Source organism: Veillonella sp. T11011-6 (assembly GCF_002959755.1).
Taxonomy (GTDB): Bacteria; Bacillota; Negativicutes; order Veillonellales; family Veillonellaceae; genus Veillonella.
Genome location: NZ_PPCW01000004.1, coordinates 583,678 through 600,870, shown reverse-complemented (window position 1 = coordinate 600,870; position 17,193 = coordinate 583,678). Strand labels below are relative to the sequence as shown.

At 40.6% G+C, this 17,193-nt stretch carries 5 protein-coding genes; all 5 read right to left on the bottom strand.

The window, feature by feature from the left end; translation table 11 throughout:
- Positions 1-110: 110 nt before the first annotated feature.
- Positions 111-2,822: an S-layer homology domain-containing protein gene (locus VRHSUH10_RS07365; protein ID WP_105090041.1), complete on the bottom strand. Its 2,712-nt coding sequence runs from the start codon at positions 2,820-2,822 to the stop codon at positions 111-113.
- 693 nt (positions 2,823-3,515) lie between these two features.
- Positions 3,516-4,628 carry an inverse autotransporter beta domain-containing protein gene (locus VRHSUH10_RS07360; RefSeq protein WP_105090025.1) on the bottom strand — a complete coding sequence of 371 codons (1,113 nt, stop codon included), beginning with the start codon at positions 4,626-4,628 and terminating at the stop codon, positions 3,516-3,518.
- Between the two features lie 255 nt (positions 4,629-4,883).
- Positions 4,884-6,263 carry a YadA-like family protein gene (locus VRHSUH10_RS07355; protein ID WP_105090040.1) on the bottom strand — a complete coding sequence of 460 codons (1,380 nt, stop codon included), beginning with the start codon at positions 6,261-6,263 and terminating at the stop codon, positions 4,884-4,886.
- A 486-nt stretch (positions 6,264-6,749) separates the two neighbouring features.
- Positions 6,750-7,319: a hypothetical protein gene (locus VRHSUH10_RS07350; RefSeq protein WP_105090024.1), complete on the bottom strand. Its 570-nt coding sequence runs from the start codon at positions 7,317-7,319 to the stop codon at positions 6,750-6,752.
- Between the two features lie 79 nt (positions 7,320-7,398).
- Positions 7,399-17,103, bottom strand: coding sequence for an ESPR-type extended signal peptide-containing protein (locus tag VRHSUH10_RS07345; protein ID WP_146104590.1), 9,705 nt, complete (start codon positions 17,101-17,103; stop codon positions 7,399-7,401).
- Between the last annotated feature and the right edge of the window lie 90 nt (positions 17,104-17,193).

Below are 17,193 nucleotides of genomic sequence, written 5' to 3'. Positions count from 1 at the left end.
ATATCAGTTACTCCTTTTTTGATGAACTACTATGCGACCTCGGGGTGGAGTTGAGGTATGCATAGTAGTTACTTATTAAGTTGTGTGAACACTATCAACTAATAGTATCCTTATTTTTTGTTAACGCGAACGCGTTCAATTGTTGGTTCGCCTTTAGCATTTTTCGCAACTGTATCCACACGGAACAATGCCATTTCAGGGCTGAATTCTGTTACAAGGCGATCATTAACTGTTACACCGTCTTGAATAGCACGGTATACGATTTGAGCAAATTCATAACGTGTTAACATGCGGTCACCACCGAATGTGCCATCTGGATAGCCTTCTACAAGACCACGGCGGGATAAATCTCTTACAGCTTCATATGCCCAATGGTTTGTAGGGATATCGGGGAACAATGTTGTGTGGTCAGCTTTCATCTTAGTACCAGCAACACCATTTAATAATGCAGTCAATTTTTGAATTTGAGCATTTTGTTCAGCTACTGTTTTCTTAAGAGCTAATACTTCTTTACCAATCGCTACACGAGAACGAGATACACCACTATGAGCCCCTACTTTCACAGATAATCCAGCATTAAATACTGTTTCATCACTGCCTACAGTAGAACCTACGCTAAGTTGTACGTCTTCATTAGGACGGTAGAAAGCGCCTAATGCGGCAGCATTACCACTGTGGTAATGACCATAGCCAGCTGCAAAGTCCCATTTAGCATCTGGATCGAAATCAAGTGGATGCAATGCTGCTAACGCTGCTGCACCTGCTACAGATTTATCAACACGTTTATCGATTTTAGATAAATTACCTTTGATATTTTTTATATCATTTGTATTTTTGTTGATATTTGTTGTGTTATTTGTAATTTGGTCAGCAATATCATCAGCAAGAGATACTTTGTAATCGTGAGTATTACCATTTACAGTTGGTGTTACCTTAATGTGGTCACCAGCTGTTACAGTTGTAACTTGAGTGGATGCTGCAATTTGATCTTGTACGCGTTTAAGTTGAGATACGTTAACCGCATCAGTATCTGCTACACCAGCTTTCACATTATTGATGATTTGGTCGCCTGCGCTGATACCATTTGTAGTGTAGTAAACAGTTTTACTACCTTCACTTGCGTACATACCGTATTTAGTGAAGTTTGCTTGTTCTAAGGTATCTGTGTTTTCGATTTTGATACCATCAGTAGGTGTAATACCGATATTTTCGCTACCGTTAAAGAAGCGAGCACTGTCTTTATCGATACGAGCACGAACGTCGTCAGTTGCTTTGCCGAAGTTAGCAGAGCTCATTTCTACTAAGTCTTTATTAACAGCTACTTTATATTCAGCACCACCATTAGCATTTGTACCAGGTGTTACAGTTGTATTATCGCCTGCTACAACAGTAGTATGCTTTTTAGCATCTGCCTCAACAGTAGAGATTTTAGTTTCTACCTTTTTAAGTTGTGCTACGTTAACTGCATCAGTATCATTTGTACCAGCTGCAACAGATGTAATTTGACGTGTTACATCATTAGCTACATCGCCAACGGATACAGCAGCAGCTGTCGCTTTCCATGTGGAACTTGTATCAGTAGATGCTGCTTTGGTACTGATATCATAACCAGCTGCACCTTTATCTACAGTCGCATTAGATTTATAACCAAGAGCTACTCCACCTTCAACAGAAGCTGTTGCATCATAACCAATAGTTGTTGTATTGGCTACAGAGCGAGTTTCGCTAGAAGAAAGACCACCGATAGCAATTGTATTATCAGCAGTTACGGTACGATCATTACCCATTACAATATTATTAGACGCATTAGTAATTATATTATTGTACCCAGATACCTGATTCAATTTTGCAACATTGCCAGCAGTCCCTGTAATAGTATTATTAACACCTGTCATTGATGTTAATTGTGTATAATCAGCTTTATTGCCACCACCAATAGCTAAGGTAGAACCACCAGATTTGCTGTCTTTTACTAAATTACGTACAGTTTCTGCCATTTCAGTTACAGAGGATGGACCTCCAAAAGCAGTTGGTGTTATTGAACTAGCATCTATATCAGTAACAGAGTTAGTAATTTCATTACCTGCACCGAAAATCAAAGAACCATTAGAATTATTGGTTCTATTAGCAGTACCAACAACAGTATTGCTTAATCCAGAATATTTACTAGCAGCTGTAGCGGACTCAATAGAGTTTAAAGAGCCATTAATAGTAGCCCCATAATTTTTAATTGCATTAGCAGAATTATTGCCATCATAATTACTGGAAATAACATTCAAAGCACCTGTATTGGTTGCCACAGTACCATTGGTAAAGCTATTCGCTCCCACTGTTGTTGAGTATACGCCTAGTCCAGCTTTACGCTTCTCTGCATATGTATCTGTGTTGACAGTGATATCACCAATTTTCCCACGATAATTATGGGACCCGACCATGGTACCACCACTTCTAACATAAGTATTATCGCCTACTGCTACACCAGTAACAACTTTATCTGGTTGTTGTGGAAGACTTCCCAAACCAAAAGTATTAAAAGTAGTTTGATTAAATGCAAAGAATTTGTCTTGTTTCCCAATCGTATTTTCTACATACGCATTCTTTCCGACAGCTACTGAGCCGGATTGATCGTAATAACTATGAGTTGTTGCATTTTCGCCGATAACGACATCACCATTAACTTTAGCATAGCCAGACCCGCCAGCATAATTGGTATGTGCACCTTTACCGATAGCAACTACTCCATCTTTTTGAGCACTAGAGCCGGTGCCAATAGCTACGCCACTACCTGCCCCAGCTACATTATCTGCAGCATTAGCTACCATACATAAACTAGATAGCAGCACACCGTTAATTAACAAGGTTAATAAACGTTTTCGTTTGTTCATAAGTTAGAACCTCCATTTACAAACTACAAAACCTATCATTCTCTCGTACTTTAAAATTCATGCTTTATTCATGAGTCTTATATGAACATTGTAGCACGTATACGTATTTTGTAAACAGTAATTTATATATCTATTAAGAGAATATAAAAAAGGATAGTTAATCGATGAGGATTAACTATCCTTTTTGGGTAAGAGGAAGGCGAACCTCTTACCGTTGCCGCATGATTTAAGTTTGTTATTAAGAGAGAGATTTTGAAGTAAACACAACACAAAGATTATCAAATAGTTGGAGAGTAACTAAGATGAACGGGCGATCACACGGCATCAATAATAAGATAATAACTATATAATACATTAACAAATAAGCTACATAACGTATTAAATATAAGTTACATAATAAGATATAAGTTACTCATTATAGTAGTATATGTCTACATAATAAGATAATGGCTTTTTATAAAAGCCATTATCTATAAAGAACAATTGATATTAACACTAAATTCCCTTACCTAGAGTATATCACTTATATAGTAACAATAGTAGGTAATTTTTCATTTAATTTTCATTAAAATTATATGAATGAAAAAGATAGCATTACTATTCAATTTGTGTATTCAGTTATCAAAATTATTACTCAACAAAAATCGTATTTGTACGTCTTACGAGGTTGAGCATTTTATCACGAACTGTTGCAGATTCTTCTAAACGGTGCTTGCCACCATACCAAGCCATTGGCGCACCCGCTAAGCGGAAGGTAATCTTGCCATATGCACCGCCAGAGCTGTGTTCCGGTTTGTTATACCCCATATCTACAGATACGCGCGGTGTCAGTTGCATCTCCGAACCGATGCGCAAACCATTCTTATCGGCTTGTCGTTCTTGGTTCCAGTGGTAGCCTTCTACATAGACTCTAGCCCAGCGGGCATTTTTGAAAGTCTTACCGTACTCTAAAGTATAACCATTAGCTACCCGTTCTAAGGTATGAAGATTAGCATCTAGGACGCGCTCATCGGAAGCAGAACCGTACCAGTTAAATCGGAACTCGCTTTCACCAGACATATATTCAAGACCTGCACTGAGTCGATCATGGCGATTCAAGAAGCGATGATCATAGAATAGATGTGCCCCATAAAGGCGACGGTCATCCTTAGAAATACGACGATACCCAACGCCTACGTTGAGGGTTGTCCCTGTGTCTGAAGCACGAGAAATACGCTGCTGCATAAACCACACATCGCGAGACGAATTATCGTAATGACCTAAAGGTTGAACAGTCTCCACAGAATAGAGCGGCTTCCACCCTTCTTGGAACTGAAAGCTCAGTGTAGTGCGTCGCATCCATGGTTTACCTTTAGCACCGTACATCGCATTGGACACATTAGACATGGCCACCGCATTAATGGCGCGGTTCACGGCATCCACATTGCTATACTGCACGGTCTTAGTATCTTGACGATCCATGACGAGCGGACCACCTTGGCCAATCACATGGTCTGGCGTAGCAGCAGGCGTAATGTGAAAGCCTTCAGATGCAGCCTTCATGCGTGCTGTTTTCTCATCGGAGTTTACCTTACCCTCAGTATTTACATGAGTAGCAACATCTATATGAGCCTCTGTCTTTATAGAACTATCTGTTTTTGCAGACACTACGCCCTTATCTGTATGTAATTGTTGTTTTTCTGCCTCAGCTGTACCCACACAACACAATAGGGCGCTCAAGGCGATACACACAATACGTTTCATTACTCTCTACATTTAAAATTCATGAACAACAAATGAAATATGTATAAGTGTATCGAATAATGTATATGCATGTCAAGACAAGTAGTCACTAGAAACGCATTATTTTACTATTATATGTATATAAAAAAAGAGGTAATAACAATGTTATTACCTCTTTCATACTGTCTATCGTAAGATATTATTCTAAAAAGCTATATAATAATATATTACATAGCAATGATTACATTTTAAATATCAGATATTAGATATGAAAACTTATTTTTCATTAAGTTTTTGCACAAGCATATCTACTGTTTCTTGTAGTTTTTTGTTTTGTGCTTCTAGTGTATCTACGCGTTGTTCTAATGCGTTATAGGATGCAGGGGAAATCTTAGCAAGTGTCTTATTTTCACCGAATTTATAGGACACGCCTACATTGGCCATCAAATCACCACTTACAGTTGTACCTGCAGTGAGAAGTAGGTTTTCTTTTGGATAGTAACCTACGCCAAGAGCCAATGCATTTTCGCCTTTATAGTGACCATAGCCACCCATAACTTGAACCTTGTGGTCTGGATCAAATTGTAGTGGATGTAATGCAGCTAGTGCTGCAGCACGAGCATCACCGCGGTTGGATTCTTTTTCTACGTGACGTACATCGCGGTGCAATACATCAATTTGTTGGTTTGTACCGTATAATTGAGAGCCGTTAACTGCATCTGTAGAGTCCGCTGTAATACGGCCTGCTGCTACATGAGTAATGGTGCGTTCTTGACCAGCTGTACCAACGGATACAGTAGACACAGGAGCAGTACCAGCGAATTTTTCAGTAACGCCATTATTATAAGTATAACTAGGAGTGCTCACTACATCACTACTTTCAGCAGTAGAATTATTACCTAATACAACGGCATTATCTAGGGATGTTTTCACATTATTACCCACTACGAATGTATTATTAGCACTCACTTGGTTCTTGTTACCAACGCTATAGGAATTATCACCCTTAACAGTGTCCACATCATATGTACCAACACCAAAGGCGCCAGATTGGTTACCTTCAATCTTGTTATATGCACCAATAGCGGAGTTCTTATCGCCTTTAAAGATGACGCCATGGCCCATACCATAGTTAAAATCACCATTTACAGTAGAGTTAGAACCGATTAATACAGTATTATTCCCCTTACTACCGCCTGCTTGAGAGGCACCGAGCCATACGTTTTTATTACCTTCAGAGCCAGCTCCTGCAAAATAACCTACCGCAATTGTATCGGAAATCGTTGAGTTATAACCGGCTGCAAAGTTACCTAAGAAGTTATAGTCACCTTTACCACCTACAAAGCTCTTAGCACCTAATGCTACATTGCCACCGCCTTGAGAACCATTCAAGGCAAGACGACCGATGGCAATATTATTACCCTTTGCATTTGGATCTCCTGTATGGGAATATGGATCGCTATTAGCTGCCCCAGTTTGACCACCAAGATGTACATTGTCTGAGTTGGTGAAAGATGACCAACCTTGTAGACCAATGTTATAAGTGGCACCACCAGAGGAAACAACAGGAATATCTGCAGCTTGTACCAAGCTAGCAGAAGATATGGTTAAAACTCCGAGTACTGCTAATAATTGTAGTTTCTTTGCGTGATTCATAATCATACGCCTCCCTTGTTATACTACAAAACACTTCCCCTTCATATTACCCTCATGATTACTACGATTAAATTATACTGCTATCGAAAAAATATGTAAATAACATAAATAATAATTCATAAAGGACAGATTAACCAATACAATTAACAAACAAGCCCCCGCAGGAATGAATCCTACGGGGGCCATTTGTTTTAGTACGACCTATAGCTTACGAGAGAGAACATAGTATCCAAAAGGATTGTAATTGCTTTGTAACTAGGAGTAATTGCATATACTTGAATACTATTATGTAAATTTATGTATAGTATGTAAGGGCTTACCTATATATAAACAGCTATAAGGTCATGGAATTAGTATAGTACCATTAAGGCCACTATTATATGATTTAACTCACATTTTCCTAAAATAATGTAGTCATAAAAACTAAAAGAGGCAACGGCTTTTACCGTTACCTCTTTCAAAAGTATAAATTTATAATTATACCGATTAGCGGATGCGTTTAACGCGGTTGTTACCATCGCGCATAGCTTGTTGCAAGCTGTAGATTACCATTTCGTTCATGTAGAAACGCAATTCATCGTTAGACATGTTAGCTGTATTCTTTTCAAGAATTGCCAAGATTTGGTTTTCATATTCAGCTTTATTCATGTCAGACACAGTTGTGTGATTTTCGAAGAATTCTTTGTAATCTAAGTACAAGCGATCTAATGCTACGCGAGCATAGCTGTCTTTTTTATAGCGATGGCTTGTAATGTACCAGTCACGACGAACATTCATGTAGTACAACACGTTATTAGTATAACGTTGTTGACCAGACATTACGCGATTGTCGTCTTTGATTAAAGCATTGCTCATTCCCAATTGGAAAGCTGCAAATTCAGATACTACAGCTTTTACCTCTTCACTAGGAACAGCAAGAGAAATTTCTTGTTGTTCTGCAGTCAAAGGAGCCGCAGGTTGTTCAGGCATCATCAAAGGATCTTGTGCCGCATGTACTTGGCCAGCAACACATACAGAAGCAATTGCCATAACTGGTAGTAATTTAATTAGTTTCATAAGTCCCCTCATTGGAAGCCGCCCTCCCCAGGGCGGCTTTCCTATGTTTTAAATACTCAATACACTCTCAAGTGAATGATTATTTGGTTAACCCAGCTTGTTTCATAAGCATTGCAATTTGAGCTTTCATCTCTTCATTATCTCGTTGTACTTGTTCGTACTTAGCAGATAATTCCTCATCGCGTTGTTTCATGCGTAAGTTCTCAGCTTTCAATGCAGCTACTTCATCTTGCATTACATAAGCAGAGCTGATTGGGCCAGCTTTGTAACGCGCTGGAATTGCTTTTTTAGCGTCAGATGTACCGAATTTATAAGATACACCAGCGTTAACCATATTATCATGACCACCTAAGGAAACACCCATATGAAGCATTGTAGATTCATTTGTATAGTGAGCGATACCAATAGCAGCAGCAGTACTACCTTTATAGTTGCCAACAGCCGCCAACACTTGTGTAGGTTCTAATGGATCATATTGCAATGGTTTAAGACCTGCCATGGCTGCGCTAGCTGCACCAACATCAGCGATTTTACCATCTACACTATGCATAGCATTGCGCAATTGGTTAACGTTAACCGCATCAGTGCCATTGATGCCTGGCGCTACATTAGTAATAGTATTATTACCATTGTTTAAGCCATTTTCTGTAAGACTTACAGTGTGACCTGGTACAGGTTGACCGTTGATGGATGGAGTAATTGTGATGCCACCACCATCTACTTTTGTATCTACTGTATAAGGAATTGTAGTATTAGTTCCTGGTACAGTTTTTGTATACGTAGTAGAACCGTCTTTTAGGTTGAGGTCCTTAGCCAACTTGATATCATAGCCATCGCCTGCAGCGTTCTTCATAACAGCCAGATTGTTGTCACTCAAACGATTTACATCAGCGCCACCTTTTAGGTTCATTGTATCGCCTAAACCGCGAACAACTTTACCATCGTTACCAGCTTGGTCACCTTGGAATACACGACCATTTTTAGCTTTTTCGTTAAAGTCGTCGTTAACAGCTTTTAATTGATCTTCTGTTGCCGCGCGACCTGTAACAGCTACAGGGTTGTTAGGATTCCATGTTTTATTGTCCAAACCAGTCACAAAGTTACCATTTTGACCACCTGAGCTTTGGTTACCCATGATTACATCGCCAGCTTTCACAGTGTTACCTGCTGTAACAGAACCTGTGCTGCCATCGATTGTAACTTGGTTAGCGCCATTACCCGTAGTAATCGTACCAGTAGATCCATCAACTTTAACTTGTTTTGCTGGATCTGTGCCAAGTGTAATTGTATCATTCAAGGACATCTTAATCGCAGTGCCATCTACGGAAGTCTTGATGTTGCCGTCGCCTTTGAGGTCGATTACTTCACCAAGATGTTTCTTCACAGATTGACCATCCTCTGCTTTAAGACCGAAGCCTTGTGCTTTGATGTCTTCTATTGCAGTATGCAATTGACCGCCATTTACAGCGTCTTTGCTGCCGGCAGCAATTGTACCATCTTCTACATTAGTGATTTTCTTATCACCAGCATTAATGCCGTCTTTTGTTACCTTAGGACCGTTTTCGATAGTCAAACCATCTTTATCGATAGTAACCGCTTTGTTACCACCATCGTTGATTTGCAAGCCATCTTTAGTCAACTTAGTCGCTTCATTGGCGCCGTCTTTAATAGTTACACCATTTGTATCCATCTTAGTGTCGCCTGTTGTTACTGTGTTTGCTGTAACAGTATCTACATTAAGATCTCTAGCCAATGCTACTTTCACAGCACCATTATCTACAGATGTAGTAATGTTCGTACCGTCACCTTTCACAGTTACAGTATCACCAAGGGATTTCTTAACAGAAGCGCCATCTTCAGCAGTTAAACCGAAACCTTTAGTTTTAAGGTCTTCTACCGCTGTATGTAATTGACCGCCATTTACAGCATCTTTACTGCCAGCTGCGATTATACCGTCAGCTACGTTATTGATTTTCTTATCACTAGCGTCGATACCATCTTTAGTCATAGATGGACCATCTGTAATCACAACGCCGTCTTTAGTAACGGACGTCAACGGATTACCTGCTGCATCATTAATAGTGAGACCGCCACCGTTTACAACAGTGTTGCCATCTGTACCATTGTTGAAAGTAGCAGAATTTAGGCCTTTAAGGTCTTTCGCAAGACGAAGCATCAATGTATCAGTGCCATCAGCTACTACCCCAATATTATCGTCATTGGAAAGTTTCGCTGCGTCTGTAATACCACCCTTAACATTTACTTGGTTGTTAAGTTTTTTCTTGATTACAGTGCCACTGTCGCCACCGTACAACATGCCGTCGTCCATAGTGGCTACTTGGTGCTCACCAGTCTTATCAGTATACACGATACGTGTGATTCCGTCTATACCGTCAACGCCTTTTTCACCCTTAACACCTTTGGCAGCATCATCGTAACCATTTTTCACAGAAATATCGATGCCATTTTTGCCATCTTTGCCGTTTGTACCAGCAGGACCTGTTAAGCCGATGTGACCAACGCCGTCTTTACCGGAAATGGAAACTGCATCTTTGCCGTCAGCACCTGTGATGCCTACCTTACCATTGTTGCCATCTTGACCAGCTACGCCTGTAGGGCCTGTAATGGATACGCCATCTTTACCGTCTTTGCCGTCTTTATTGACCTTAATAGAATCGGCTACAAGGTTTTTGTTCAATTTAACATTAATCGTTGTAGTGCCAGTTGTATTATCTTGGTCGATGAAAGTCTTAATATTTTCGCCGCTGTAGTTAGCGTCTGCTTCATTGCCTTCGCCTCTTACAATTACAGTGGAGCCTAATTTATTAGTCTTAGTACCACCAACGTTAGCGTCGAATTTAAGGCCTGCATTAGATTGGTTAGCCAATGCATCTTTCAACTGATCCTCTGTAGCAGCGCGACCCGTTACGATATTGTCAGCATCCCAAGTTTTGTTATCAAGACCTGTTACATAATTGCCAGTTTCTTTAGTACCATCTGCTTTAGTCGCTTCTTGGTTACCCACAGTCGCTGTACCTGCTTTCACAGTTTCAGAAGCTGTTACGGTATTAAGGCCTTTAAGGTCTTTTGCCAAGCGAACTTTCAACGTATCTGTACCATCAGAAACTACACCGATATTGTCATCAGTAGTCAATTTAGTTTCGTCAGTAATACCGCCCTTAACATTCACTTGGTTGTTAAGTTTTTTCTTGATTACATTACCAGCGTCGCCACCGTACAACATACCGTCATCCATTGTAGCTACTTGGTGTTCCCCAGTTTTGTCAGTGTACACAATACGTGTAATACCATCAACACCGTCTACACCTTTTTCACCCTTAACGCCTTTGGCTGCATCGTCGTAACCATTCTTAACAGTCATGTCGATACCATTGGAACCGTCCTTGCCGTTTGTACCAGCAGGGCCAGTTAAGCCAATGTGACCAACGCCGTCTTTACCGGAAATAGATACAGCGTCTCTGCCGTCAGCACCAGTGATGCCAACCTTACCGTTGTTGCCGTCTGTACCAGCAGCACCTGTAGGACCTGTAATAGATACGCCATCCTTGCCGTCTCTGCCATCTTTGTTAACTTTGATGGAATCGGCTACAAGATTTTTATTTAATTTAACGTTAATTGTTGTGTTACCAGTTGTATTATCTTGGTCGATGAAAGTCTTAATGTTTTCACCACTATAGTTAGCATCTGCTTCGTTGCCTTCACCTTTTACGATGACAGTGGAACCAAGTTTATTAGTTTGAACGCCACCAACATTAGCATCGAATTTAAGACCTTTGTTGATCAACGCATCGGAGCTGTCTTTAATCTTATCAGTTAAGTAGTCTACGTTAACTGCTTCGCTACCGTCGTTGCCTGTTGCATACGCCACGTTAGTTACATGAGTACCACCAGATTTATTAGTGTAGGTAGGGCCTTCATAAGTTACCTTAGATTTATCTACATTACCTGTACCATCTAAATCATACTTAACAGCGCGGTCTTCTAATTTATCTAGGTTAGATTTAGATGCTACGTCCTTGATAGTTACTGTTTCAGTTTGATTTGGATGGTTTTTATCTTGTACAGTCAACGCCACATCGCCGTTGTTGTCTACAGAATAGTCGCCATTGGAACCAGCTGTTTGGTTTTGAACCAAGCGATAATCTGTAGAGTTAGAGCTTTGATTATTGATAGCTTCTGTAACCTTTTTCAACTGATCTTCCGTTGCTGCACGGCCGCTAACAGCTGTTGGATTCGTTACATCCCAGTCCTTATTATCTAAGCCTGTTACATAGTTACCAGTGTTAGCTGCAGGTGTACCGTCGGATTGTTTACCCATCACTACGTCGCCAGCCTTTACAGTTTCAGTTGCTGTTACTGTGTTAAGACCTTTAAGATCTTTTGCCAAACGAACCTTCAACGTATCTGTACCATCAGATACAACACCGATATTATCGTCCGCTGTGAATTTAGCAGGGTCTGTAATGCCGCCCTTAACATTCACTTGATTGTTAAGTTTTTTCTTAATAACAGTACCAGTATCGCCACCGTACAACATACCGTCATCCATTGTGGCTACTTGGTGTTCACCAGTTTTGTCAGTGTACACAATACGTGTAATACCATCGACACCGTCTACACCTTTTTCACCCTTAACACCTTTGGCAGCATCGTCGTAACCATTCTTAACGGACATGTCGATACCGTTAGAACCATCCTTGCCGTTTGTACCAGCAGGGCCAGTTAAGCCGATGTGACCTACGCCGTCTTTACCAGAGATAGATACAGCGTCTTTACCGTCAGCACCAGTGATGCCTACCTTACCGTTGTTGCCATCTGTACCAGCAGCACCGGTAGGGCCTGTAATGGATACGCCATCCTTGCCGTCTCTACCATCTTTGTTAACTTTGATGGAATCGGCTACAAGGTTCTTATTCAATTTAACGTTAATTGTTGTAGTACCAGTTGTATTATCTTGGTCGATGAAAGTCTTAATGTTTTCACCGCTATAGTTAGCGTCTGCTTCGTTGCCTTCACCTTTCACGATGACAGTGGAGCCAAGTTTATTAGTTTGAACGCCACCAACGTTAGCATCGAATTTAAGACCTTTGTTGATCAACGCATCGGAGCTGTCTTTAATCTTATCAGTTAAGTAGTCCACGTTAACTGCTTCGCTACCATCGTTACCAGTTGCATACGCCACGTTAGTTACGTGAGTACCACCAGTTTTATTAGTGTAAGTAGGGCCTTCATAAGTTACCTTAGATTTATCTACAGTATTTGTAGCAGGGTCTAAGTCGTACTTAACAGCGCGATCATCTAATTTATCAAGCTCAGTTTTAGATGCAATATCTTTGATAGTTACAGTGTTTGTAGTACCAGATTTATCATCTTTAACCTTTAAGTCTACTTGGTTGTTTGTAACCTTGTAGGAACCGTCAGTTGTATTAGTTGGATCACCAATCAAACGGTAGTCAGATGCACTAGCGCTCGCTGCTTTCACCGCATCACTGACAGTTTTCAATTGGTCTTCTGTTGCCGCACGGCCAGGTACGAATACAGGATCAGCCATATTCCAATTTGTATTATCTAAACCTGTTACAAAGTTACCAGTTTGAGTGCCACCTTTGTTATCAGTACCAGTTTGTTTACCTACTGTGGCAGTGCCAGCTTTCACAGTATCTGTAGCTGTTACAGATTTAAGGCCTGTAATATCTTTAGCCAATTGCAATTGAAGTTTTGCATTGCCATCCGCATCAACTGCTGCAGATGTAACACCGATGTTATTACCTGTTGCAAGGTCAGCCGCGTTTGTAACGCCACCGTTTACATCCACTTGTTTGTTGAGTTTTACATTAGATGTAGCACCCATATCGCCTTTGAATTTAAGGCCATCGTTCAATGTTGCTACTTCCTCAGTAGTACCATCTGGTTTTTCGTATACGATACGAGTTGTAGTTGTGCCAGCCGCACCGTCTACACCAGGTTTACCATCACGTGTAATAGAAAGGTTCGTTGTTACACCATCTTTACCGTTAATGCCAATTTTGCCATCTTTACCATTTGCACCAGTAGCCGTTACAGTTTCAACTTCAAGATTTTTGTTCATCTTAACGTCAATTGTTGTGTTACCAGCTGTATCTTGTTTGATGAATGTTTTGATGTTTTTACCGCTGTAGTTTGCATCAGCTTCTGCGCCTTCGCCTTGTACTGTCACAGTGGAACCAAGTTTATTAGTTTGAGCACCACCTACGTTAGCATCGAATTTCAAACCTTTGTTAATCAACGCATCGGAGCTGTCTTTGATTTTGTCAGTTAAGTAATCTACGTTAACTGCTTCGCTACCGTCGTTGCCAGTTGCATACGCCACGTTAGTTACGTGAGTGCCACCAGATTTATTAGTGCTGTTATATGTAGGGCCTTCGTATGTCACCTTGGATTTATCTACATTACCAGAGCCATCTACATCGTATTTAACAGCGCGATCGTTTAATTTGTCGAACTCAGTTTTAGACGCAATATCTTTGATAGTAACTGTTTTTGTAGTACCGGATTTATCATCTTTTACTTTCAAATCAACTTTATTGCTAGTTACAGTGTACGCTTTATCAGTAGCTGTATCGTTTTCGATCAAGCGATAATCACTAGAACCGGCATTCGCTGCTCTCACCGCATCACTAACAGTTTTTAATTGATCTTCTGTAGCTGCACGACCAGAAACGAAGACAGGATCAGCCATGTTCCATGATGTGTTGTCTAAACCAGTTACAAAGTTGCCAGTTTGTGTAGCTGCTTTGTTATCAGTAGCAGATTGGTTGCCCATAGTAGCAGTGCCAGCTTTTACAGTATTTGTAGCAGTTACAGTATTTACATTAAGATCTTTATTCAAAGTAACAGCAATCGTGGAGTCATCACCAGTTTGCGTGATTTTTGTTGTAATATTCGCATCACCAGCGACCGTTACTATAGAACCAAGTTTGTTTGTCTTAACGTCATTATTATCTGCGTTGAATTTCAAACCTTTGTTGATGAGCTCAGTTTTAGTATCGCTAATTTTATTTGTTAAATCAGATTTTGTAGTATCTAACTCTGTTTTAGAAGCGATGTCTTTAATTGTTACAGTCTTCGTATTCGCAGGAGTACTAGTATCTTGTACAGTTAAATCAACTTTATTACCAGTTACAGTATATGCTTTATCAGCAGCTGCACTATTCTCTACCAAGCGATAATCACCAGCCGCCGCTACATTGACCGCATATGTTTTATATGTGCCGTCTGTACCTTCTGTAACTGTTGTATTTTGACCAGCAATTACTTTTACGGCCTTTTGAGCCTCTTCACGGATAACAGTTTTACCATCGTTATTAATGTTGGACAAATCTGTTTTCGCAACCTTAGTAGGATCTACGTCAACCGTATAGTTACGAACACCACTTGCGTCAGGTGTACCACCTGTAAGGGTCATCAAACCACTAGTGCCTAAGGAAACCTTTGTATCCATAGCATTTACAGTATATGTTTTTTGACCTGTTGTGCTGTCTACTGTAGGTGCAGCAATCGTTACATTATTACCAGCCTCAACAATTGTGCCCAATGCAGTAATATTCTTTTTACCTACATTTGTAATGTTAGAAAGATCTTTATTTGCTGCATTATCGATTTTATCTTTTGTAGCATTTGTTAAGGTTACATCAATTGTTTGGTTGTTCGCTTTAGTTGTTACATACGCGCCATCGCCTTTTACAGTCAATGTTTGGCTATCTAACAATACATCATTTTTACCGTTGTTGTCGTTTGTATTGCCTGCAATTTTAAGGTTTACATTGCGCAATTGAGCTACGTTAACTGCATCTGTATCCTTTGTACCAGCTGCAAGGTTTGTAATTTGACGTGTTTCATTACCAACGCTAGTACTTTGACCTACAGATACAGCACCCAATGTAGATGTTGCTACATTGCCTGTTAACGCAGTGTATTTATTGGCACGATTATCTGCCGCGCTTACATCATAACCAGCTACGCCAGCCGCCGTATTCGCTACGGAATTAGAACCTAACGCAACACCATCATCTTCAGTTACCTTAGCTTTATAACCTAATGCAGTGCCTTTATCGCTTGTTGCCGTTGCATCAGCACCTAGTGCCGTACCATAATTACCAGCTGCAGAAGCACGTACGCCCGCTGCTGTCGCATTTGTACCTGTAGCACCTTTATTATCATAGTTAGCATCAGCAGATGTACCTTTAGCGCTGAAGAAGTTAGTTTGCGCTGCTTCTACCGCTTCTTTTACTGTATGGTATATGCTATTTTTAATGCTGAAATCAGGTGCTTTATAAGTAGAACCATTTGCTTGATACCCTGTATATGTAGGACCTGCAATGGTCATAGCCAAGTTATTATTTACATAACGCAATTGTTTAATCGTTGCAGCGTCATTATCGTTTTGACCACCGGCTACGTTAACAATACGACGAGGCGTACCTGTATTACCAACGGCTACTACACCCGCTTCAGCAGGGTTCATTTCATTGGTGAAAGCAGCATAGGTATTTACTAAAGGATCATTGAACTCTGTGCCTGCACCAAGAGCGATGGAGTTATTAGAAGAAATCTTCGCACCAGCACCTAATGCCATAGAGTTTTCACCAGTAACCTGTGCACCATTACCGATAGCTGTAGAGTTATTACTACTTGCTTTCGCAGCCGTACCAATAGCCATAGTACCCGCCTTACTAGCTTCAGCTGTACCGCCGATGGCAAGAGCATTCGCTTCTAAAGCTTTTGCATGGCTACCCATTGCAATAGAATTCGTCTGAACTGCTTGAGCTTTTCTACCCATGGCAATGGCATTAGCACCTGTAGCTTGTGTTGTATTACCAAATGCAAAAGCATCTCTAGCAGATGCATTAGCAGAGTTACCTACTGCAACAGCATTGGATCCACCTGTAGTAGCATTAGAACCAAATGCCATTGAATCTGAAGCTGCTGCACTTGTACGTGCTTTTGTACCAAATGCCAAAGAACGAGCCCCTTCGGTTACTGTATTAGTGTCACCATTATAGGATGCACTTGGCTCATTACCACTGCCTGCTACAGTAATAGGCTCTGCTGCGCCGATGGCAATAGATTGATTGCCCTTTGCTTGCGCAGAATAACCCATAGCAAAACTGCCAGTACCACTAGCCCAAGAAGTTGTACCGATAGCTGTAGAGAAATTACCTGTTGCTGCCGCTTGGCGCATCATCGCCAAGGAGTTGAAACCACTAGAAAGTGAAGCCGTACCGAGGGCCATGGCAGATGGCTTTGTAGATTGTGCATAATTACCAATAGAGAATGATAAACCACCTGTAGCCTGTGCATAGTCACCAATGGCTACACCAGAATAATAGGTAGGATCACTATCCTCTTGAATCTTAGTATTATGACCGATGGAAATACCATTTAATGCACTACCAGAATAATATCCAGTAGTGGCACTTCCGTCCAATGCCCCCATATTCCCAGGGTTATTATAATTGTACAAATAGCTCCATTTATTACCGCCTGCTTGCCCTGTCGCATAACCAGAATTATTTACATTATTAATCATGATAGCTGCCGCATTTACAGATGTAATATTCACACCTGCCAATAGCGCAGCTACGGTCATAACAGCGCCCATGCGAGCATGTGTTTTGCCTGTGTGCAAGGATTTAACCTTACCGCCACCGCTTTTCACGATCTCAGAAACTACTACATAACACTTCTTTGTCTTGCTCCAAATTACATTGTAAATTCGATTCATAATCTTCCCTCTAGCTTACAATACACACAGATAAGTTCATTTCTCACAATAATTTCACTAAAACTTCATCATTGTTGATTGTCATAATAA